Source organism: Serratia liquefaciens (assembly GCF_027594825.1).
GTDB lineage: Bacteria > Pseudomonadota > Gammaproteobacteria > Enterobacterales > Enterobacteriaceae > Serratia > Serratia liquefaciens_A.
Window position 1 is genome coordinate 4,444,550 of the sequence record NZ_CP088930.1, and the last position, 21,222, is coordinate 4,465,771.

The window sequence follows — 21,222 nt, forward strand, 5'->3', positions numbered from 1 at the left end:
ATGTTTACTACCGTATTAATTGCCAACCGCGGCGAAATTGCCTGCCGGGCGATCCGCACCCTGAAACGTCTGGGCATCACCAGCGTAGCGGTCTATTCCGACGCCGATCGCAATGCGCCGCACGTGACCGAGGCTAATCTGGCGATACCGCTCGGCGGCGACAAGGCCGCTGACAGCTATCTGTGCATCGACAAGATCCTGGCAGCCGCGGCGCAAACCGGCGCGCAGGCGATTTATCCGGGCTATGGCTTCCTTTCCGAGAGCGCGGAGTTTGCCGACGCCTGTGAAGCGGCGGGCATCGCTTTTATCGGTCCGACGGCGGCGCAAATCCGCGAGTTTGGCCTGAAACACCGCGCTCGCGAGCTGGCAGCGGTGGCGCAGGTGCCGATGACACCGGGTACGGGCCTGCTGAACAGCGTCGAGGAGGCGGTCAGCGCCGCTGGCCGGATTGGCTATCCGGTGATGTTGAAAAGCACCGCCGGTGGCGGCGGCATTGGCCTGACGCGCTGCGACGATGAAGCCGCACTGCGTGAGGCTTATGACAGCGTAAAACGCCTGGGCGAGCAGTTCTTCCGCGACTCTGGGGCCTTTATCGAGCGCTTTGTCGATCAGGCCCGGCACGTGGAAGTGCAAATATTTGGCGACGGTCAGGGCTGGGTGGTGGCGCTTGGCGAGCGCGACTGTTCATTACAGCGCCGCAACCAGAAAGTGGTGGAGGAAACCCCGGCACCGAACCTGCCGGCCGCTACCCGTCAGGCGCTGCATCAGGCGGCGGTGGCGCTGGGGGCCTCGGTCAACTACCGCAGCGCCGGCACCGTGGAATTTATCTATGACGCTGCACGTGACGAGTTTTATTTTCTGGAGGTGAATACTCGCCTGCAAGTGGAGCATCCGGTGACCGAATGTGTCACCGGGCTGGATCTGATCGAATGCATGTTACAGGTGGCGGCGGGCGATGCGCTGGACTGGGCGGCGTTGCAACGAGCGCCGCAGGGGGCGTCGATTGAAGTCCGTATTTATGCCGAAGATCCGCTGAAGCATTTCCAACCCAGCCCCGGTGTGCTGACTGAAGTGCACTTTCCGGATGACGTGCGCGTCGACGGTTGGGTAGCCACCGGCAGCGAAGTTTCGGCATTTTATGACCCGATGATCGCCAAGCTGATCGTTCATGGCGAAGACCGTCGCCAGGCGCTGGAGAAAATGCGTGTCGCGCTGGATGCAACCCGGCTGCACGGGATTGCCACTAACCTGGACTACCTGCGACAGGTGATTGCGACGGAGGCATTTCAGAGCGGCAGCGTCTGGACCCGCATGCTGGACAGCTTCCGGTTCCAACCCCACAGCATTGAAGTGCTGCAGCCGGGGACTTACAGCAGCGTGCAGGATTACCCCGGCCGCCTCGGCTATTGGGATATCGGCGTACCGCCGTCCGGGCCGATGGACGACTTCGCTTTCCGGCTGGCCAACCGCATTGTCGGCAACCACCCCAGCGCCGCCGGGCTGGAGTTTACCCTGCAGGGGCCGACCCTGCGCTTTCATTGCGACGCCATTATTGCCCTGACCGGTGCCGACTGCCCGGCCGATCTGGACGGCGAACTCCTGGCCTACTGGCAGCCGATAGCGGTTAGCGCCGGCCAGGTATTGCGATTAGGGCGGGCGCAGCGGGGTTGCCGCACCTATCTGGCGGTGCGCAATGGCTTCGACGTGCCGGTGTATCTGGGCAGCCGTTCGACCTTTGCGCTGGGGCAGTTTGGCGGCCACGCCGGCCGTACCCTGCGCGTGGCGGACATGCTGGCGGTATCGCAACCGGGTTTGGCAGCCACCACTACTCCGGCGCCGATTGCGGCCCCGCAGGCAATGGACGAAAGCCTGATCCCGCAGTACGGCAATCTGTGGAATATCGGCGTGCTGTATGGTCCGCACGGCGCACCCGACTTCTTTACCCCGGCATCCATCGAACGTTTCTTTGCCGCCGAATGGCAGGTGCATTACAACTCCAACCGGTTGGGCGTGCGCCTGTCCGGGCCTAAACCGGAGTGGGCGCGGCAGGACGGCGGCGAGGCGGGGCTGCACCCGTCCAACGTGCACGACTGCGAGTACGCCATCGGTGCGATTAACTTCACCGGCGATTTCCCGGTGATCCTTACCCGCGACGGACCGAGCCTGGGCGGCTTTGTTTGCCCGGTGACCATCGCCAGGGCGGAGCTGTGGAAGGTCGGTCAGGTAAAACCGGGCGATCGCATCCGTTTTCATCCTATCGGTTTCAAGCAGGCGCAGTCGCTGGAGCAGGCGCAGCTCGGCAGTATCGAAGCCCTGGCAGCGGTGAAGGCCATCACCCTGGCACCCCCGGATCTGATGCCGGGCACCACCGCCTCCGCCACCATAGTGGCGGCGTTACCTGCCACCGACAGTCGGCCAGCGGTGGTCTATCGCCAGGCCGGGGATGGTTACATTTTGCTGGAGTACGGCGACAACGTGCTCGATCTGGCGCTGCGGCTGCGTATTCATTTGCTGATGCAGTCGCTCAAGCAGGATGCGATCCCGGGCGTGGAGGAGTTGGCACCCGGAGTGCGATCGCTGCAGATCCGTTATGACAGCCGCATTCTCGGTCAGGCTGATTTACTCCAGCGCTTGTTGGCGCGCGAACAGGCGCTGGGTGATGTCAGCCAACTGAAAGTGCCGACGCGAACGGTTTATCTGCCGATGGCGTTTGAAGATTCCGCCACGCTGGGCGCGGTGGAACGTTACCAGCAGACGGTGCGTCCGTCGGCCCCCTGGTTGCCGAACAACGTCGATTTTATCCAGCGCATCAACGGGCTCGGCAGCCGCGAGCAGGTGCGCGACATCATCTTCGACGCCAGCTACCTGATCCTCGGGCTAGGCGACGTCTACCTGGGCGCGCCCTGTGCGGTGCCGATCGACCCGCGGCACCGTTTGCTCAGCTCCAAATACAATCCGGCGCGCACCCATACCGCCGAAGGCACGGTCGGCATCGGCGGCATGTACATGTGCATCTATGGCATGGATTCGCCGGGCGGCTATCAGTTGGTCGGACGCACGTTACCGATTTGGAACAAATTTCTCAAAAACCCGCAGTTCAACCCCGGTGAGCCCTGGCTGCTGCACTTCTTCGATCAGGTGCGTTTCTACCCGGTCAGCGAGCAGGAGCTGGATGAGCAGCGAGAGGCGTTCCGCGAAGGGCGCGCGCAGATCCGCATTGAGGACAGCGAATTCGATTTTGCCGATTACCGCCGTTTTCTGGCGGACAACGCGGAAGACATCAGCGCCTTCCAGCAGCGCCAGCAACAAGCATTCAGCCACGAAGTGACGCGCTGGCAGGCGGAAGAGGAGGAGGCCGAGGCCCAATTGTTGCCACCGCCGACGGATGAGGAAGAGGTGGATGGCGACCTGGTCAGCGCCGACCTGAACGGCAGCGTGTGGAAGATCCTGGTCGAGCCGGGGCAAAGGGTGGAAGCCGGTCAGCCGTTGATCGTGGTCGAGGCAATGAAAATGGAACTGGCGGTCACCGCGCCGCGTGCCGGGATCGTCAAGCGCATCAGTTGCCAGCAGGGGCGGCCGGTGGGGCCGGGCGATGCGCTGCTGTGGCTGGAAAACGCCAGCTGACGCTCAATCATTCACGTCGGGGCGTGGTATGTGGCCCCCACAGAGAGGCATGCGATGCAAATCACCAATAACCGCAGCAAGACACGGCCGGAGGGGCTGGCGGAACGTATCTATCTGCAGCTCAAGGACGACATTTTTGATTTTCACCTGCTGCCGGGCGATCGCTTCAGCGAAAACGAAATTGCCGTGCGTATGGACGTCAGCCGTACGCCAGTGCGTCAGGCGTTGTTCTGGCTGGAGCGCGAGGGCTACGTAGAGGTGCATTTTCGCAGCGGCTGGCAGGTGCGCCCGTTCGATTTTGCCTACTTCGAGGAGCTGTATGACCTGCGCATCGTGTTGGAGTGCGAAGCGGTAAAACGGCTGTGCGCCCGGTCAATGGGCGAGGTGCCTGAGCAGTTGGCGGCGCTCACCCGTTTTTGGATCGACGAACCGCGGCTGGAGGAGGGGAAAACCGTCTCCGTGCACGACGAGCAGTTTCATATGGCGCTGGTCGAGGCAGCGGGGAATGGAGAAATGGCGCGTATTCATCGCGATCTGACCGAGAAAATTCGCATCATCCGTCGGCTCGATTTCACCCAGGAAAGCCGGGTTGAGGCGACCTACAACGAGCACGCCGCCATTTTGCGGGCGATCTTGCAACACCGAACCGAGGAGGCGCAAACGCAGCTCAGTCACCATATTGCCGTCAGCAAGGCTGAAGTAAGAAAAATAACTCTGCATATGCTGCATCAGGCCCGGCTTCGTCAGCCATAACCCGGCGTCTTTCGAGCGGTGGCGCGGTTAGCGGCAACTCGAAATTCATAGGGGTAATTCTGCTTAACAAGGTGGGTTTTCTAACATCAACATCAGGAGTTTGAATTATGCAACGTCGTCACTTTATAAAAGCTTTTGCGTTGTCCGCCACCGTGGTCGGCATGGGTATGGCCTGGGGCGTACAGGCCGCCGACACCATCAAGGTCGGCATCCTGAGTTCGCTGTCCGGCACCATGGCGATTTCTGAAACGCCGCTGAAAGACGTGGCGCTGATGACCATCGACGATATCAACGCCAAAGGTGGCGTATTGGGTAAAAAGCTCGAACCGGTGGTGGTGGATCCGGCCTCCAACTGGCCGCTGTTCGCCGAGAAGGCGCGCCAGCTGCTGAGTCAGGACAAGGTGGCGGCGGTATTTGGCTGCTGGACTTCGGTGTCGCGCAAGTCAGTGCTGCCGGTGTTTGAAGAGCTGAACGGCCTGCTGTTTTACCCGGTGCAGTACGAAGGGGAAGAGATGTCGCCGAACGTGTTCTACACCGGTGCCGCGCCTAACCAGCAGGCAATCCCGGCGGTGGAGTATCTGCTGAGCGAAGACGGCGGAGCGGCCAAACGCTTCTTCCTGTTGGGGACCGACTACGTGTATCCGCGCACCACCAACAAGATCCTGCGCGCCTTCCTGCATTCGAAAGGGATCCAGGATAAAGACATTGAAGAAGTCTATACGCCGTTCGGTTACAGCGACTACCAAACCATTGTCGCCAACATCAAGAAATTCTCCGCCGGTGGCAAAACGGCGGTGATTTCCACCATCAACGGTGACTCCAACGTTCCCTTCTACAAAGAGCTGGCCAACCAGGGGATCAAGGCTACCGATGTGCCGGTGATTGCCTTCTCGGTCGGTGAGGAAGAGCTGCGTGGTATCGACACCAAACCGCTGGTGGGCAACCTGGCTGCCTGGAACTACTTCGAGTCGGTGGATAACCCGACCAACAAGCAGTTTGTCAGCGAATGGCGAGCCTACGCCAAGGCCCATAACTTGCCGAACTATGCCACCGCCGTGACCAACGACCCGATGGAAGCGACCTATGTCGGCATCCACATGTGGGCGCAGGCAGTTGAGAAGGCCGGAACTACCGACGTTGATAAGGTGCGCGCCGCCATGGCCGGGCAGACTTTCGCTGCGCCATCGGGCTTTACCCTGACCATGGACGCCACCAACCACCACCTGCATAAGCCGGTGATGATCGGTGAGATTGAAGGCAACGGTCAGTTCAACGTGGTGTGGCAGACCGATGCGCCGGTCCGCGCTCAGCCGTGGAGTCCGTACATTGCCGGCAACGACAAAAAGCCGGACCACCCGGTAAAAGGCGGTCGGTAAAACCCGGTTCCCCCGCTGCGGCGGGGGACTGGCTGCGTAACGCCCCATTGCGACGAGACATCCGATGAAACTTTTCTCTTTAAGCCGACTCAGGCCTCTGTGTTTTCTGCTGTGCTGCCTGCCCATGTTTGCGCAGGCGGGGCCGGCCGATGATTTTGCTGCGGCCAGCCGCACGCAGCAAGCCGCATTATTGCAAGCGTGGGCCACCGCGCCTGAGGCTTCGCGCCTGCCGCTGCTGCAAGCGTTGAAGCAGGAAAACCTGGTGATCGACCAGGCCAAACATGCCTTTGTCCAGCAGGGCGAAAACTACCAGCCCTTGTCTGGCAGCGCGGCCCCGGTCGGCACGCCGAAGAAGCTGTGGTTGAACAACCGGTTGCGCATCCTGATTGCCAACGCGCTGTCGGCGCATCGGCTGGTCAGCGAGGACCCGGCAGCGCGTTTACAGGCGGCGCAGGCCCTGCAGCGCGAGGCGCAAAGCGATCAGTTGCCGCTGCTGACCCAGCGTTTGGCGCTGGAACAAGACAGCCGGGTGCATGAGGCATTGAGCATCGCGCTGGCGAATCTGCAACTGAACGATGCCGATGCCGGGGTGCGACTCAACGCGGTGCGCTTGCTTGGCAGTTCGGGCGATCCTGAAACGCAAACGCGTCTGCAGGCGTTGACGGAGACAGACCATGAGCCAGACGCCGCGGTACGTGCCGAAGCGATGAAAAGCCTGAGCAGCGTGAAACATCGGCTGATGATCGGTGACCTGATCGGCCAGGCCTTTACCGGCCTGTCACTGGGGTCGATCCTGCTGTTGGCGGCGCTCGGTTTGGCAATCACCTATGGCCTGCTGGGGGTGATCAACATGGCGCACGGCGAAATGCTGATGCTCGGCGCCTACTCGGCTTATCTGGTTCAGGGGTTGTTTCAGCAATTTGCGCCGCAGTGGCTGGCGCTGTATCCGCTGGTGGCACTGCCGGTGGCGTTCGCCATCACGGCCTGCATCGGCATGGCGCTGGAGCGCACGGTGATCCGCCACCTTTATGGCCGACCGTTGGAAACGCTGCTGGCCACCTGGGGCATTAGCCTGGTGCTGATCCAAGGGGTACGGGTGCTGTTTGGTGCGCAAAACGTGGAGGTCGCGAACCCGGCCTGGCTGTCGGGCGGCATTCAACTACTGCCGAATCTGGTGCTGCCATGGAACCGCATTGCCGTCATCGTGTTTGTGGTACTGGTGCTGACTCTCACCTGGCTGTTGCTGAATAAAACCCGACTGGGCATGAACGTGCGGGCCGTGACGCAAAACCGTGCCATGGCCGCGTGTTGCGGTGTACCCACCGGTCGTGTCGATATGCTGGCGTTCGGGTTGGGGTCCGGCATTGCCGGGTTGGGCGGCGTGGCCTTGTCGCAGCTGGGCAACGTCGGGCCCGAGCTGGGGCAGGGTTATATCATCGACTCCTTCCTGGTGGTGGTGCTTGGCGGCGTGGGCCAGTTGGCCGGTACGGTGGTGGCGGCTTTTGGCCTCGGTATCCTCAACAAAATTCTTGAACCACAGATTGGCGCCGTGCTGGGTAAAATCCTGATCCTGGCGCTGATTGTCCTGTTTATTCAAAAGCGTCCTCAGGGGCTATTTGCCCTCAAGGGCAGGGTGAACGACTGATGAGCCAACCTTTGACTGTAACCGGGGTGCAAAAGGCCCCCCGACTGGCGCTGGGCATCGGCGGGCTGGCGTTGCTGACGCTGTTAATCATGCCTTTTCTCGCGCTGTTACCGGCGGGTCACCCGCTGGCGATCTCCACCTATACCCTGACGCTGGTAGGCAAAATTTTGTGCTATGCCGTGGTGGCGGTAGCGCTTGATCTGGTGTGGGGGTATGCCGGGTTGTTGTCTCTGGGACATGGGTTATTTTTCGCCCTGGGCGGCTATGCCATGGGCATGTACCTGATGCGCCAGGCGGCGGGAGAGGGCTTGCCGAGCTTTATGGTATTCCTGTCCTGGAGCGAACTGCCCTGGTTTTGGAGCGGCACCCAGTATTTCGCCTGGGCATTGTGCCTGATCGTGCTGGTGCCGGGCGTGCTGGCCTTCGTCTTCGGCTACTTCGCCTTCCGTTCAAAAATCAAAGGCGTCTATTTTTCCATCATGACGCAGGCATTGACCTATGCCGGCATGCTGCTGTTCTTCCGCAACGAAACCGGCTTTGGCGGTAACAACGGCTTTACCGGTTTCACCACGCTGCTGGGTTTTTCGATCACCGCGACCGGCACGCGGGTGGCATTGTTTCTGGCAACGGTGTTGTTGCTGGCGGCCAGTTTGGCGAGCGGTTTTACTCTGGCACGCAGCAAGTTTGGCCGGGTGTTAACCGCGGTGCGCGATGCGGAAAATCGCCTGACGTTTTGCGGCTACGATCCCAAAGGTTTCAAGCTGTTCGTCTGGACGCTGTCGGCGGTGCTGTGCGGCCTGGCCGGGGCGTTATATGTGCCGCAGGTGGGCATCATCAACCCCGGTGAAATGTCGCCGACCAACTCGATTGAGGCCGCTATCTGGGTGGCACTCGGCGGGCGCGGCACCTTGGTGGGGCCACTGCTCGGCGCCGGTATCGTCAACGGCGCCAAAAGTTGGTTCACCATGGCAATCCCGGAATACTGGCAGTTCTTCCTTGGCCTGATGTTTATCATCGTCACGCTGTTCTTGCCGAAGGGGGTTATCGGCCTGCTACGCAGAAGGAAATCACAATGAATTCGCTGCAAATGACCGACGAGTTGTTCACCCAGCCGTTGCCGGCGGATAAACATCGCCAGCAAACCGATCCGGTGCTGTTGCTCGACAACATCAACGTCAGCTTCGACGGTTTTCGCGCACTGAGCGATTTGTCGCTGCAGATTGGCGTAGGGGAATTGCGCTGTGTGATCGGGCCAAACGGGGCAGGGAAAACCACCTTGATGGATGTGATCACCGGTAAAACCCGACCGGACAGCGGCAGAGTGTTTTACGATCAAACGGTCGATCTGACCGCGTTGGATCCGATGCAGATAGCCCAGGCCGGCATTGGCCGCAAGTTTCAAAAGCCTACGGTGTTTGAGGCGCTGACGGTGTTCGAAAATCTTGAGATTGCCCAGAAGGCACAGAAATCGGTGTGGGCCTGCCTGCGTGCCAAGCTCAGCGGCGAGCAGCGCGACCGTATCGATGAGATGCTGAAAACCTTGCGGCTGGGCCATGAGCGACATCGGCCCGCCGGGCTGCTGTCCCACGGGCAGAAGCAATTTCTGGAGATTGGCATGTTGTTGGTGCAGGAGCCGCACCTGTTGCTGCTCGACGAACCGGCAGCCGGAATGACGGATGCGGAAACCGAGTACACCGCCGAGCTGTTCCGCGCGTTGGCGGGCAAGCATTCGCTGATGGTGGTAGAGCACGACATGGGGTTTGTCGAAACCATCGCCGATCATGTCACCGTGCTGCATCAGGGCCAGGTGCTGGCGGAGGGCTCTTTGGCGCAGGTGCAGGCCAACGAGCAGGTGATTGAAGTCTATTTGGGGCGCTGAGGAACCACTATGTTGCAAGTTAACGAGCTGAATCAATACTACGGCGGCAGCCATATATTACGCGGCCTGTCGTTTGAGGCCCGCATCGGCGAGGTGACTTGCCTGCTGGGGCGCAACGGCGTGGGGAAAACCACGCTGCTGAAATGCCTGATGGGGCTGATCCCGGCTAAAAGCGGCACCCTCAACTGGCAGGGGGTGGCCCTTAACGGCAAAAAACCGCATCAAAGGGTGCAGGCGGGCATCGCCTATGTGCCGCAGGGGCGGGAGATTTTTCCGCGCCTGACGGTAGAGGAAAACTTGCTGATGGGGCTGGCGCGTTTTTCCGGCACGGAGGCACGTAAGGTGCCGGCACATATTTATGAGTTATTCCCCGTCTTGCTGCAGATGAAAGATCGGCGCGGTGGCGATCTCTCTGGCGGGCAGCAACAGCAGTTAGCGATTGGGCGTGCGCTGGCCTGTCGGCCGCAGTTGTTGATCCTCGACGAGCCGACCGAAGGGATCCAACCTTCGGTGATCAAAGAGATCGGCGCAGTGATCAAGCAGTTGGCGGCAGGTGGCGATATGGCTATCTTGCTGGTGGAGCAGTTCTATGATTTTGCTGCCGAACTGGCAGACAGCTATCTGGTGATGTCGCGTGGCAGCATAATTCAGCGCGGGGCAGGCAGCACGATGGAGCAGGACGGCGTACGCGGGCTGGTGGCGATATAAACGTGAGGATTACCCAATAAATTGCGTACGGGTGGGATCCCGGGAGTGATGCAAAACCCTGATGATTCTTACCCAATGGATATCTTCACGAAAATAAATGAGATGCCCAGCGGCTGGCAGAACGCAGAGATCTTGCGCAATCAAGGCTAGGTTTCTGCCAAGCTGAAAATGGCTAAGATTATCAAATGCTTTATGAATATGGCTAAGGTAGTCTTCGGCGGCTTGTAATCCATACCGCTCCAGGCCATAGAAATAAATATCTTCCATGTCATCCAGCGCTTTTGGGCGGACGACTATTTTTCTTCGCATCCTTTTGTTTTACTCCGTATTCTTTCCATGAACACATCGCGATCCCACTCTAGGGCTTCGCCACTATTTTCACCTTCGGCGATCAAGCGGCGCAGTTCTTCCAGTTTTGATGCAGCGGTACGTTCGCGCAGGGTACGTACCGATTCGCGGATGACCTCGCTTGGGGTTCGGTAGTCGCCGCTGGCTACCAGGCCTTCGACAAAACCACGCAGCTCTTCACCCAGGTCTACCGTTAATGTTCTGCCCATTGTGCGCCTCCGTCCGTCATGTCTCTTTTGTAAGACTAGTTCTTACAATATAGTCACTAAGATACTCCAGGAACCGATCGACTGCAAACCTCGGTCCGTTTGGATAATCGGGGGCACACCTAAAATAATTAAGGATAATTATGAACGAAATCAATATTTCACGCCTGTCTTGTATCGTCCTGTCACTGTTTCCTGCCCTGTGGGGGATTTTCAGCCTGCTGAACAATACTGCGGATTTTGCCAATACCGCCCGGCATGCCGTGGGGCCCCTGTTGACGATGCAAAATACCTATCAGGTGCCCGGTCTGATGTGGCGTGCCATCACCGCGCCCTGGGCCGGAATGATCGGGTTGGCGTTGATTACCCTGCTGGAGTCTCTGGCCGGGATCGCGGCAACCTTGGGCATAGTGTTGATGGTGAAGCATATGGGTCACCCTTATGCGACGTTCGCCAGAGGCAAAGCCTGGGCCATGCTGGGTGCGCTATGTGCGATTGCAGTATGGGGCATCGGTTTTATGGTGGTCGCCGGCGACTGGTTTATGGCCTGGCAGGCCAAAGAGGATCCGCTGGCGGTGCAGCTGGGTGCCTTATTGTATATGGTGCCCAATACGCTGGCGCTGATGTTGTTGATGCTGCAACGGGACTCGCGATAGGCGCTGAGGGGGCGACATTTTAATAAAACTGCGGCGAAGTTCGCGAAAGTGTTGCCAAATGCTAACCTGCCGCAGTCTGTCACATTTCGTTCATAATTGTGCCATAGCATAATGACTCTTAAATAAATTGATAATAAATCAACATGTTAGATTTTTTGAGGGAACGGGCATGAGCGATAAACCACAGAATGATTTGCCGCCGTCGGCGCAGGATCAACAGCAGCAACCGAGCAACCCGGCGCGTCGCCGCTTTTTGGCGGGGGCGACGGCATTGGGCGTTGGCGCCTCCATTGCCCCCTTGGCCGGAGCCGCGGCGGAGGGAAACAAAAAAGTGCTGCTAAACGCTTTGCCGCAAAGTGCGCAAAACTCATTGCTGCGGCGCTATGTGAAGAATGTGGTGGTGATTTACGCCGAAAACCGCAGCTTCAACAACCTGTTCGCCAATTTCCCCGGGGTAGAAAAACCGCTGTCGGCGCTCAAGCCGGAGTAGTACCAGCAGCGCGATCGCGATGGTCAACTGCTGGATACGCTGCCGCCGATCTGGAAAGGCCTGGTGCCGAAGGCTCAGGAAGTCGGGCATGTTAACTACAAAATCGACGAAGATGCGGTTTTTACCACTCAACTGCCGAATCAGCCGTTTGTGCTGACCGGGCCGCAGGGCGAAAACCTGCCGCATGGCGTGGTAACCCGCGATCTGTGGCACGTGTTTTATCAGAACCAGATGCAGATCAACGGCGGCAAAAATGACAAATTCGTCGCCTGGGCCGATTCCGGTGCTCTGACCATGGGCTATTACGGCGACGGTGCATACAACCTGCGGCTGTGGACGTTGGCGCAGGAGTTTACCCTGTGCGATAACTTCTTCCAGGGGGCGTTTGGCGGCTCCTTCCTCAACCACCAGTATCTGATTTGCGCCCGCCCACCGTTTTATCCCGACGTGCAAAATTCTGTCGCCAAAGACGGCATTGCTCAGCTTGAAAGCGACGACGTGACGGACTGGCGTTTGAAGCCGCTGAGCGATTCGCCGGTCAGCGCTTCATTCGGCATTCCGCTGTTCGGCAAAAGCCTGCTGACGCCGGACGGTTACGCGGTCAATACCATGGCGCCGCCGTACTGGCCGTCATGGACGCAGGATGAGAAAGATCCGACGCTGGCGGATGCCACCATGCCCAACGTTATGCCGCCACAGCAACACCCGCACATTGGCGATTTGCTCAGCCAGAAAGGGATCGATTGGGCCTGGTACGCCGGTGGCTGGCAGTACGCGCTGGACAACCGCAAAGATCAGGGCGATTTTCCCGGCGCACCGGATTTTCAGTATCATCATCAGCCGTTCAATTACTTCGAAAATCTGGGGCCGGCCAACCCGCAGGCGCGCGAAGCCCATTTGCGTGATGGCGGTATTGGCGATTCAACCAGCGGCAATAAATTCCTGGCAGCGGTGGAAGCGGGCACCTTGCCGCCGGTCGCTTTCTACAAGCCACAGGGCAACCTCAATATGCACGCCGGCTATTCGGATGTCGAAGCCGGTGACCGCCATATTGCCCATATCATCAACAGCCTGCGTAACGGCCCGCAGTGGGACAACAGCGTGGTGGTGATTACCTTCGATGAAAACGGTGGCTGGTGGGATCACGTTGCACCGCCGCAGGGGGATCGTTGGGGACCTGGCTCGCGCATCCCGGCGTTGGTGATCTCACCGTTCGCCCGCAAGGGATATGTCGATCACCAAGTGTACGATACCGGATCCATCTTGCGATTCATCAGTCGGGTGTTTGATTTGCCAACGCTGGAAGGGCTGACCGAGCGCGATAAGGCAATGGCGACGCGTGGCCAGAAACCCTTGGGGGATCTGACCGGCACGCTGGAGTTTCCGGGTTAACTGAACGCATCAAGGCTGGCGTTACAGCGCTTTCGACATATACCAGATGCCGATGGAACCTTGGGCGCTGGTGTAGCAGGTCTCGCCGCAAATGCTCAGCCCCTGACGTTGGTAAAAAAGTTGGGCGCTGGTGTTGCGCTTTAGCACCTCCAGCCACAGCGTTGTCTGTTGGCGTTCGAGCGCCCGCTGCTGTACCTGTTCAAAAAAACGTTGGCCGTAACCCCGGCCGGCATATTCCGGCAGGAAATAGATTTTCTGCAGCTCTGCGCCCGTCTGTTGAGTGGGCGCCAGCAGGCTGTTGAAGTTCAGCCGTGCATAGCCCGCCAGACGCTCGTCTTCATAGCCCAACAGCCAGCACACGTCCGGATCCTGCAGGGTCTGCTCCAGAGCTTCGACCGCAAAGTCCTGAGCCAAAAAAGCATCCAATTCCGCTTGATGGTGCCAAAGTTCGCCAAAATGGGCCTGATAAGTACGAATACCGACGTCACGAACTAGCGCTAAATCATGGCGTAAAGCCTGGCGAATACTGAACATGTAGACCTCTTGGTGGATAGGAACAGGGCCGTTGGCGAGGATTTAGACAATCTGTCGCATACGATATATACTCAATATACTCAATATCCGCATACCGGAGGGAGTATGACCGAGAAACAACACACCCACCGTCGACAGGGGCATCGCGTGGCCATGCAGATGCTCACTGCCGATCAGCTACAGCATCTTAAGCCAAGTAACGGTTCGACGCGATTCCTGGTAGTTGAAATTGATCCCGATGCCCATCAACCGAAAGCGAGAGGCCGGGGTAACGTCGGTAATAGCGCTTTGCGTAAAAAATTGACGGACATGGTCAATGACCCCGCGGTGGATCCGAATACGGCGATGCAAATGCTGGAGATTGCGTGGGATATGGTGACAAAGTCTGCTGGAGTGAAGGTTCCGGTAACTGCAGTCGACATTGAAAGCGAAGGCAGTAAACCTGACGCCGATATTTTTGCCGGTTTTGACGAATTCAGAGCCCGAAATGAAGAGCGGAAACAGGATCTTCGCCATTATATTTTGGCAGATGCCACCTGGCTGACGTCATCCGATCTTTCCGACAAGGCGGGTTTCAAAAATCGTAACCGCAGCGCCGGGCCAAATGGGTGGAAGCAACGCGGAAAAATTTTTGCGATTAACGTTGAGGGCCACGACCGTTATCCGGCTTACGCGCTGGATGAGGCTTACCAGCCGCTAAAAATCCTTAAAGAGATATTGCCCCTGTTCGGCGAAACTGCCAGTCCATGGTCGATTGCGAGTTGGATGGGGACGACGAATAGCTGGCTGGGAGGCAAAAAACCCAAAGACGTACTGAAGCAACAGCCTGCCGCGGTTTTGCATGCCGCCCTTAAAGAAAAGGCGGGGGCGCAGCATGGCTGATGAGTTAATGCCGCCGGCCGGAAAGATCAATATCAACAAGAGAACCCTTAAGGCAGGGACCCCGCTATATCGTATCCACAGAGAAAAATACGCCGGCGACGCTTTTAATGGCAGCACGGAGGGAGATGCGCGGTTCAGCCCGATTCGCGATCAAAGTAATAAAGTTATCGCAACCGTTTATGCTGGTGACAATACCAAAGTAGCCCTGTGCGAAGTGCCTTTGCACGATCTCGATTTCTCGCTGCGACATGTCGGGTTTAATGTTGGACGGCTGGCGGGGTTGGTCCACACTGAACTGATAGTGAAGGCCGAGTTGCAACTTGCCGTCCTGGATCAACCTGGTTTGGCCAAGATGAGGGCGTCTAAAAAAGTTGCGCATTGTGACGCCGTACACTATCCGGTGACGCGTAAGTGGGCTGAGGCTATTCATGCGCAACACAAGGAAATTCAGGGATTAGTTTGGCCGTCAAAACAGCATCCGGGCAATGCCTATGTTCTGTTTGGCGACCGCTTTAATGGAAACGAGTTATCTATTGCTGTTAACACGGTATCAGTAACAGATAAAAGCGTTTTAATACATCTATTCGAACTGGCCGATAGCATGGGGATTACGCTTCTGGAGGGGGATTGAGCACGCCAATATTATCGGTTTAGCATTTTTCCTCTCTTCTTCCTGATTCTGGCAGAGCACGATCAGTCCAAATGCTTCGGCGTTTCGCGCCTGAACCCCAGACCGATGATCCGGCCAAATAAATGTGGCAACCAACGGCTGTTGCCTACCCGGGCCATCAGTTTGGAGCCCTCACTTGCGCGGCGTTTTTTCGGCCGGCGCTGGCTCATTTTGATTTGCAGAAACTGGGTGGCTTTGGTGGGGAAATTGCGGCGGCGCTGTACCTGCAGCAGGTGTTTTAGCTGCAAGCGCTGGCTGCGCAGCGGGGCAATGATTGCGTTGGCGGTTGCGACCGCATCCTGAATTGCCAAATTCACCCCAACGCCGCCGATGGGTGACATGGCGTGCGCGGCATCGCCTATGCACAGCACGCCCGGCTTGGCCCACTGATCCAGACGATCGATGCGGATGCTGAGCAGCTTCACCTGTTCCCAACTGACGATCGTCTGCAGGCGATGATCCTGGAACGGCGCCACCTCGGCAATCTGCAGCAAAAAATTCTCCAGCCCATCTTGTTGGATCGCCTCGAAACTGCCTTTGTCGATCGAATAGCCGCACTGCCAGTATTCACCCCGGTCGATCATGATGAAGTTTTGCTTCGGCCCGGTGTGGCCCATCGACCAGGCCGGGTCGCCGACCTTTTTATCGATCTTCATCCATAACACGTCGCGCGGTGAGCCAAAGCTGTGGCTGCTGAGAGAAGCCTGTTCGCGCACCACCGAGTTGCGTCCGTCGGTACCTATCACCAACTGGCAGCGAACGCGGATCGGCCCTTCGGGCGTGTCCGCCAGCACGCCGCAGACCTGGCCGCGATCGTACAACAGCTGGTGTACCTGCGCGGACTTGATCAGTGTGAATTCGGGAAAGGCGGCGGCCTTTTCTGCCAGAAAGTTGAGAAACTCCCATTGCGGCATAAAGGCGATAAATTTGCAGCGGGTAGGCAGATGTGTGAAGTCGGCCAGCCGAATGTCACGTCCGGCGATCTCGGCATGCAGCGTTTCTGCACGCTGGTGTGGCAGAGCCAGTAATTCTTCCAGCAGGCCAAGCTGATACATGATTTCCAGCGTTGAGGGGTGAATGGTATCGCCGCGAAAATCACGCAAAAAATCGGCGTGTTTTTCCAGCACCATCACGTTAATGCCGGCCCGTGCCAACAGATAGCCGAGCATCAGCCCGGCGGGGCCGCCGCCAACGATACAACAACGGGTGACATAAGGCGTGATCAGGGACTGTGGCATAGCGGTGACCTCAACGAGTCGCATCCTGCAAATCGTTATTGAAAACTTTATTTTGATAATGATTATCAATATCAAATATGACTGTCAACCCGTGGCACTGTGTGGTCAAAGAGGGAAAACCGATTTTTTTGGCCCGTGCTCGCCTGGCTTCAGGCTTTACCTCATCCTGAATGGCTGCCCGTCGTCACCGGTGGGCAGCGAGAAGAGTATTCCCGAACGCCTTGCTGAAAGCGGTTGACCCGCGATGCCTGACGCGCCATCTTTATCCATAAATCGGTATTATTTTGCTTAATGGTTCTTAAAAACGGGACGGTCAGCATGGGGCGTGTCACCTTTGATCTGGAAGATCTGCGCAGTTACGTTACCGGTATTGAGTTGGGCAGTTTCGCTAAAGCGGCGGAGCGGCTGGGGCGTTCAACCTCGGCGGTCAGCGCACACCTGAAAAAGCTGGAGCAACAGGTTGGCACCCCCATTTTGCGCAAGGTCGGGCGCAACATGGTGATGACCGAAGCCGGCGAGACATTGCTGGGCTATGCCCGCCGGCTGCTGGAGCTGAACGAGGAGGCTGCCGCGGCGGTGCGCGGGCTGGATTTGCATGGCAGAGTGCGATTGGGGTTACAGGAAGACTTCGGGGAAACCTTTTTGCCGCAGGTGTTGGGCAGTTTCACTCGCGCGCATCCGCGTGTGCGCATCGAAGCGCGGATCGCCCGCAATGCCGAGCTGATCGACTGGGTATTGAAAGGGGAGCTGGATTTGTCACTGGCGTGGGACGGGGGCATCAGCACGCCATTTCACCAGGCGCTGGGGCAAAGGCAAATGCACTGGATCGCCTCGCCTGATTTTGATCTGTCGCTCTGGCGCAGTGGGCATGAACCGCTGCCGCTGGTGATGTTCGACGCCCCTTGCCTGATGCGCAGCGCGGCGACGCAGGCATTGGATCGTGCCGGGATTGCGTGGCGTGTCGCCTTTACCAGCCGTAGCCTGAATGGCGTATGGGCTGCCGTCAGCGCCGGGCTGGGAGTGACGGTACGCACCGATGCCGGGCTGCCGTCGGGATTATCCCTTTTGCCGCCCGGCATGTTACCGGCGTTAAGCCCGCTTGGCGTGGTGTTGCATCGCGCACAAGAAACCCCGGCGGCGGCCATTCAGCGGTTGGCGCAAATCGTGGCCGACAGAATCAAAGACTAGTCCTGCTCGATCGGCTGATTGCCGCTCAGTGCGCCCCATTCGGTCCAGGCGCCGTCGTACAGTTTCACCTGGTCTGCACCAAGTGACAGCAGGCCAAACGCCAGAACGGCTGCGGTTACCCCGGAGCCACAGCTGGTGATGATGTGCCCGTTGAGATCGACGCCCTTGTCGCTGAACGTTTTCTTGAGGGCTTCCAGCGATTTGAAACGGCCGTTTTCCAGCAGTTCGCCGTAAGGAATATTGATGCTGCCGGGAATATGGCCACGGTGCAGGCCGGGGCGCGGCTCTGGGGCTTCAGCGTAAAAACGCGGCGCGGCGCGTGCGTCGAGGATCTGCACCTGCGTGTTCAGCGCCTGTTCCACCTGCTGCATAGTGACCACCGCGTCTGCATTGAAGCGGGCGTTGAAGGTTTGCGGTGGGCGTTGCGTCGCGCCGGTTTCCAGCGGTTGTCCCAAGGCAGTCCAGCCGTTGAGGCCTTCGTCCAGCACATAAACCTGCTGTGCGCCAAAGTTACGGAAAGTCCACCAGCCGCGCGGGGCGGAGAACTGATTGCCCTCGTCATAGAACACAATGGTCTGCCGGTCGCTGATACCTAACTTGCCCGCCGCCGTGCTGAAGGCTTCCGCCGTGGGTAGCATATGCGGCAGATCGGTGTTTTTATCCGCGACGTCATCGATATCGAAGTACACCGCGCCCGGGATATGACCGCGTTCAAATTCGGCAAGCATATCTTTTTTCGGAACCAGGCCGACCGGAGACATTCTGACATCGACCACAACCAGATTTTCATCGTTGATATGTTGTGCAAGCCATTGGGGTGTAACCAGAAACGGAGAGTTCATCGTCATTGTTCGCCTGTGGTGAAAACGGGTTTTCACTATACACCAGTGCGCACTTCGATGAGGTAAGATGTTAGCTCAATGGCGAAAACGGGAGCCTGACGCGATGACGGATAAGCATTTTGGCGGTGCGAAAATTGCGTTGTTGTACGGCGACAGCGTGCTGACCTATCAGCGAGACGACAAGCCCGACATTCCCTGGCCTGGCTGTTGGGATCTGCCCGGTGGTGGGCGCGAAAACGGCGAAACTCCACTGCAATGTGTGCAGCGGGAAACCCTGGAAGAGTTCGGCCTGCGGATTGCTGCGGGGCAGGTTCGTCACCAGCAGCGCTACGAGGGGATTTTCGCCGGCTATCCACCGACCTGGTTTATGCTGGGCGAAATCACCACACGACAGATTGCCGCCATCCGCTTTGGCGATGAAGGGCAGCGCTGGCAGATTATGGCTCTCGACCGCTTTATCCACCACCCGCAGGGGATCTCGCATCTTCAACGGCGGCTGGCGGAGCACCTGCAGCGTTAGGGGCGTTCCTCGGCCTCCACCCGGGCGATCAGCGCCTCCAACTGACGGTCGGAATAGACCTCAATGCCATTCTGACGCAGCAGCTCGGCGGTGACGCCGCTGCCGGGTTTGGTCTGGCCGCTGAAAGAACCGTCGTAGATAAATTGGCTACCGCAGGACGGGCTGCCGTCGGTGAGCAGGGCAAAGCGGCAGCCGTGGCGCCGTGCGGTTTCCAGGGCCAGATGGGCGCCAAGCAGGTAATTGTCGGTGACGTCACCGCCGCTGATCTCCATAACCCGAGCCCGTTGCGCGAGCACCGTGGCCCCTTCGGCGGCCGGCGTGATTTCTGCTGAGGGACGTGGCGTGGAGAAACCGGCGGCCAGTTCCGGGCAGCAAACCACCAAACGGCCTTCGCGCTGCCAGCGCAGAAGGGTGGGATGGGGCAACGGTTTATCGGAACCGTTATAGCGAACTTTAAAACCGGCCAGGCAGGCGCTGAATAAAATTTTTGACGGCATGGGTCTGTCTCTGTCGCAGTAGCGAAAGCGTGGCACAGGCGGCCCACGCGCGCGGCTTTAACATAGCAGAATCAGCCCGCCGAGGGCAGGGCCAAACGGTTAATCTCCACCGGTTCAAGAATGCGCAAGTCTGTCTCACGCCGTGCCACGGCCAACATTGCCAGTCCGATACGTTCGGTGGTGGTGACCTGATTGGGGAACAGCCGTTGGGCACCAAACCACAGCGGTTTAAAAAGCCGGTACAGCAGGTCATAAAGCCGGGTTCGGGAGCGGATGCCGTGCAGTGGCACGATAACGCCGGGGCGGAACATCACCGCATGGAACGGCAGCGCCAACAAGGCATTTTCGGTAGCGCCCTTGACCCGCGCCCACATGCTGCGGCCTTGCTCGCTGCTGTCGGTGCCGACGCCGGAGACGTAAATAAAGACCATGTTCGGGTTTAACCGAGCCAGGGGGCGGCCTGCGGCCAGCGTCAGATCGTAAGTCAGGGCACGGTAGCGTGCTTCGCTCATGCCGGCGGAAGATACGCCAAGGCAGAAGAAGCAGGCGTCGTAACCGCTGAGCTGAGTCTCCACGGCGGACAAATCACTCAGATCGGACAACGTCAGTTGGCGGAGCCTGGCATCGCTTTGCGTCAGTTCACTGCGGCCGATGCTCAGCACTTCCGTCACCTGCGGATCGAGCAGACATTCGCGCAGTGCGCCTTGCCCCACCATGCCGCTGGCGCCGAATATTATCACTTTCATAACCTGTTCTCCTGACGCCCGGCCATGCGTTGATGACGCCAGCGGTTCGGCGTTTGGGATTCCCATTGCATAAAGGCACGGCTAAACGAATTCAGTTCTTCGAACCCCAGCACGAAGGCAATTTCACCGGGTTCCAGATCGGTGTCCGACAGCAGATGGCAGGCCGTACGGTGGCGGGTTTTATCTAACAGTTGCTGATAGCTATAGCCGTGCTGTTGCAGACGACGCTGCAGGGTGCGTGGGCTGAGGTACAGCTCGGCAGCCACGCTGTTCACGCTGGGTCGTTGTCCGCGCATGCTACGGGTGAGGATCGCCATCACCTGCGCGGGCAAACTGTCGTCCTGCTCGACCTTGGCCAACTCGGCTTCCAGCCCGGGCAGCAGCACGGCCAGCATGTCCTGGTTATAGGTGATAAAGGGCTGCCGCATCAGCGCACGGTCAAACACCAGCACGTCCAACGGGGCATCGAAGCGGATCGGACAGCTAAAATGGCGCAGCAACGGTGAGGCAGGATCGTGGTGCCGCGTCAGTTCAATCGCCCTCGGTTGAATTGCCATGCCGGTGCCACGACGGCACAGGGTGGTGATGGACGCAAACATGGCGTCCACCAACAGCTCAGGGGCATGACCTTCGGCCATGGTCCAGCGGGTGTGCAACCGCACGGCCTCACCGTCCTCCGTCAGCGTCAGTTCTTCGGGACACACCAGCCGCTTGTAGCGGGCGACTTTTTGTAAGGCCTCCCCCAGCGTCGCCGAATGCAGCGCCGCGACCGAAGCGATATCGTAATGTTCCGGCGCAACGTCGCTGCCGAGGCGAAGACCAAAGGCCGTATCGTCGGTCAGGCGCGGCAGCGCCTGCCAGATATCAAAGAACTGCCTGGTGGAAAGCTTGACCTTTTCGCGCCCGTGGCTGAGCAGCCCGCTGGGGAGGCCGGCCAGTTGACCAAGCTTTTCAACATCCACTCCCAGCGCGTTGAGACGGATGGCTAATGCGCTGGAGACCGGGATTTGATCGCTGCTCATGGTATT

At 58.7% G+C, this 21,222-nt stretch carries 22 protein-coding genes; 14 read left to right on the forward strand and 8 right to left on the reverse strand.

Annotation, left to right across the window (positions count from 1 at the left end; genetic code table 11):
* The 7 genes from uca (at position 1) to urtE (ending at position 9,985) form a co-directional block, all read left to right on the forward strand.
* Entirely contained in the window at positions 1-3,624 is a 3,624-nt protein-coding gene (gene uca / locus LQ945_RS20495) for an urea carboxylase (RefSeq protein WP_270101596.1), read from the forward strand.
* A 54-nt stretch (positions 3,625-3,678) separates the two neighbouring features.
* Positions 3,679-4,377, forward strand: a complete 699-nt coding sequence (locus tag LQ945_RS20500) for a GntR family transcriptional regulator (protein ID WP_270101597.1) — start codon at positions 3,679-3,681, stop codon at positions 4,375-4,377.
* Positions 4,378-4,484: 107 nt separating this feature from the next.
* On the forward strand, positions 4,485-5,753 hold the full coding sequence (gene urtA / locus LQ945_RS20505) for an urea ABC transporter substrate-binding protein (RefSeq protein WP_270101598.1): 1,269 nt from the start codon (positions 4,485-4,487) through the stop codon (positions 5,751-5,753).
* Positions 5,754-5,817: 64 nt separating this feature from the next.
* Positions 5,818-7,398, forward strand: a complete 1,581-nt coding sequence (urtB, locus tag LQ945_RS20510; protein WP_269934298.1) for an urea ABC transporter permease subunit UrtB — start codon at positions 5,818-5,820, stop codon at positions 7,396-7,398.
* Positions 7,398-8,474, forward strand: coding sequence for an urea ABC transporter permease subunit UrtC (gene urtC, locus LQ945_RS20515; RefSeq protein WP_270101599.1), 1,077 nt, complete (start codon positions 7,398-7,400; stop codon positions 8,472-8,474). The genes urtB and urtC overlap by 1 nt, the downstream gene beginning before the upstream one ends.
* Positions 8,471-9,277 carry an urea ABC transporter ATP-binding protein UrtD gene (gene urtD, locus LQ945_RS20520; RefSeq protein WP_270101600.1) on the forward strand — a complete coding sequence of 269 codons (807 nt, stop codon included), beginning with the start codon at positions 8,471-8,473 and terminating at the stop codon, positions 9,275-9,277. Before urtC ends, urtD begins: the two co-directional genes overlap by 4 nt.
* 9 nt (positions 9,278-9,286) lie before the next feature.
* Positions 9,287-9,985: an urea ABC transporter ATP-binding subunit UrtE gene (gene urtE / locus LQ945_RS20525; protein ID WP_270101601.1), complete on the forward strand. Its 699-nt coding sequence runs from the start codon at positions 9,287-9,289 to the stop codon at positions 9,983-9,985.
* A gap of 9 nt (positions 9,986-9,994) precedes the next feature.
* Here the strand turns inward: urtE and LQ945_RS20530 are convergent, their stop codons facing one another.
* The gene (locus LQ945_RS20530) at positions 9,995-10,252 is read right to left on the reverse strand and encodes a type II toxin-antitoxin system RelE/ParE family toxin (RefSeq protein ID WP_231478954.1); all 258 of its coding nucleotides are present in this window, start codon (positions 10,250-10,252) and stop codon (positions 9,995-9,997) included.
* Positions 10,253-10,278: 26 nt separating this feature from the next.
* Positions 10,279-10,542, reverse strand: a complete 264-nt coding sequence (locus tag LQ945_RS20535; protein ID WP_182821220.1) for a type II toxin-antitoxin system ParD family antitoxin — start codon at positions 10,540-10,542, stop codon at positions 10,279-10,281.
* A gap of 140 nt (positions 10,543-10,682) precedes the next feature.
* On the opposite strand from LQ945_RS20535, the gene LQ945_RS20540 reads away from it, so the two are divergent.
* The 3 genes from LQ945_RS20540 (at position 10,683) to acpA (ending at position 13,077) form a co-directional block, all read left to right on the forward strand.
* Positions 10,683-11,195 (forward strand): DUF2165 family protein, encoded by a 513-nt coding sequence (locus tag LQ945_RS20540; RefSeq protein ID WP_270101602.1) that lies wholly within the window; start codon positions 10,683-10,685, stop codon positions 11,193-11,195.
* A gap of 169 nt (positions 11,196-11,364) precedes the next feature.
* Positions 11,365-11,685 (forward strand): hypothetical protein, encoded by a 321-nt coding sequence (locus LQ945_RS20545; protein WP_270101603.1) that lies wholly within the window; start codon positions 11,365-11,367, stop codon positions 11,683-11,685.
* 63 nt (positions 11,686-11,748) lie between these two features.
* Positions 11,749-13,077 (forward strand): acid phosphatase, encoded by a 1,329-nt coding sequence (gene acpA, locus LQ945_RS20550; protein WP_270101604.1) that lies wholly within the window; start codon positions 11,749-11,751, stop codon positions 13,075-13,077.
* A gap of 21 nt (positions 13,078-13,098) precedes the next feature.
* Here the strand turns inward: acpA and LQ945_RS20555 are convergent, their stop codons facing one another.
* Complete coding sequence (locus tag LQ945_RS20555; RefSeq protein ID WP_270101605.1) at positions 13,099-13,611, reverse strand: GNAT family N-acetyltransferase; 513 nt, start codon at positions 13,609-13,611, stop codon at positions 13,099-13,101.
* 105 nt (positions 13,612-13,716) lie between these two features.
* Between LQ945_RS20555 and LQ945_RS20560 the strand changes: the two genes are divergently transcribed.
* Complete coding sequence (locus LQ945_RS20560; RefSeq protein ID WP_270101606.1) at positions 13,717-14,493, forward strand: hypothetical protein; 777 nt, start codon at positions 13,717-13,719, stop codon at positions 14,491-14,493.
* Positions 14,486-15,124, forward strand: coding sequence for an RES family NAD+ phosphorylase (locus LQ945_RS20565; protein WP_270101607.1), 639 nt, complete (start codon positions 14,486-14,488; stop codon positions 15,122-15,124). The genes LQ945_RS20560 and LQ945_RS20565 overlap by 8 nt, the downstream gene beginning before the upstream one ends.
* A 62-nt stretch (positions 15,125-15,186) precedes the next feature.
* Here the strand turns inward: LQ945_RS20565 and LQ945_RS20570 are convergent, their stop codons facing one another.
* Complete coding sequence (locus LQ945_RS20570; protein ID WP_269934288.1) at positions 15,187-16,401, reverse strand: FAD-dependent oxidoreductase; 1,215 nt, start codon at positions 16,399-16,401, stop codon at positions 15,187-15,189.
* 318 nt (positions 16,402-16,719) lie between these two features.
* On the opposite strand from LQ945_RS20570, the gene LQ945_RS20575 reads away from it, so the two are divergent.
* Positions 16,720-17,589 (forward strand): LysR substrate-binding domain-containing protein, encoded by an 870-nt coding sequence (locus tag LQ945_RS20575; protein WP_044549139.1) that lies wholly within the window; start codon positions 16,720-16,722, stop codon positions 17,587-17,589.
* On the opposite strand, the gene sseA is transcribed toward LQ945_RS20575, so the two are convergent.
* Entirely contained in the window at positions 17,586-18,431 is an 846-nt protein-coding gene (gene sseA, locus LQ945_RS20580; RefSeq protein ID WP_270103010.1) for a 3-mercaptopyruvate sulfurtransferase, read from the reverse strand. The genes LQ945_RS20575 and sseA overlap by 4 nt on opposite strands.
* Before the next feature lie 103 nt (positions 18,432-18,534).
* On the opposite strand from sseA, the gene LQ945_RS20585 reads away from it, so the two are divergent.
* The gene (locus tag LQ945_RS20585; protein ID WP_270101608.1) at positions 18,535-18,951 is read left to right on the forward strand and encodes an NUDIX hydrolase; all 417 of its coding nucleotides are present in this window, start codon (positions 18,535-18,537) and stop codon (positions 18,949-18,951) included.
* Here LQ945_RS20585 and LQ945_RS20590 read toward each other — a convergent pair.
* From LQ945_RS20590 to LQ945_RS20600, 3 genes are all read right to left on the reverse strand, one after another.
* Entirely contained in the window at positions 18,948-19,448 is a 501-nt protein-coding gene (locus tag LQ945_RS20590; protein WP_270101609.1) for a DUF523 domain-containing protein, read from the reverse strand. The two genes, LQ945_RS20585 and LQ945_RS20590, sit on opposite strands and share 4 nt — an antisense overlap.
* Positions 19,449-19,519: 71 nt before the next feature.
* Positions 19,520-20,194 (reverse strand): epimerase, encoded by a 675-nt coding sequence (locus LQ945_RS20595; RefSeq protein ID WP_270101610.1) that lies wholly within the window; start codon positions 20,192-20,194, stop codon positions 19,520-19,522.
* Positions 20,191-21,216 carry an AraC family transcriptional regulator gene (locus tag LQ945_RS20600; protein ID WP_270101611.1) on the reverse strand — a complete coding sequence of 342 codons (1,026 nt, stop codon included), beginning with the start codon at positions 21,214-21,216 and terminating at the stop codon, positions 20,191-20,193. Before LQ945_RS20600 ends, LQ945_RS20595 begins: the two co-directional genes overlap by 4 nt.
* Positions 21,217-21,222: the final 6 nt, after the last annotated feature.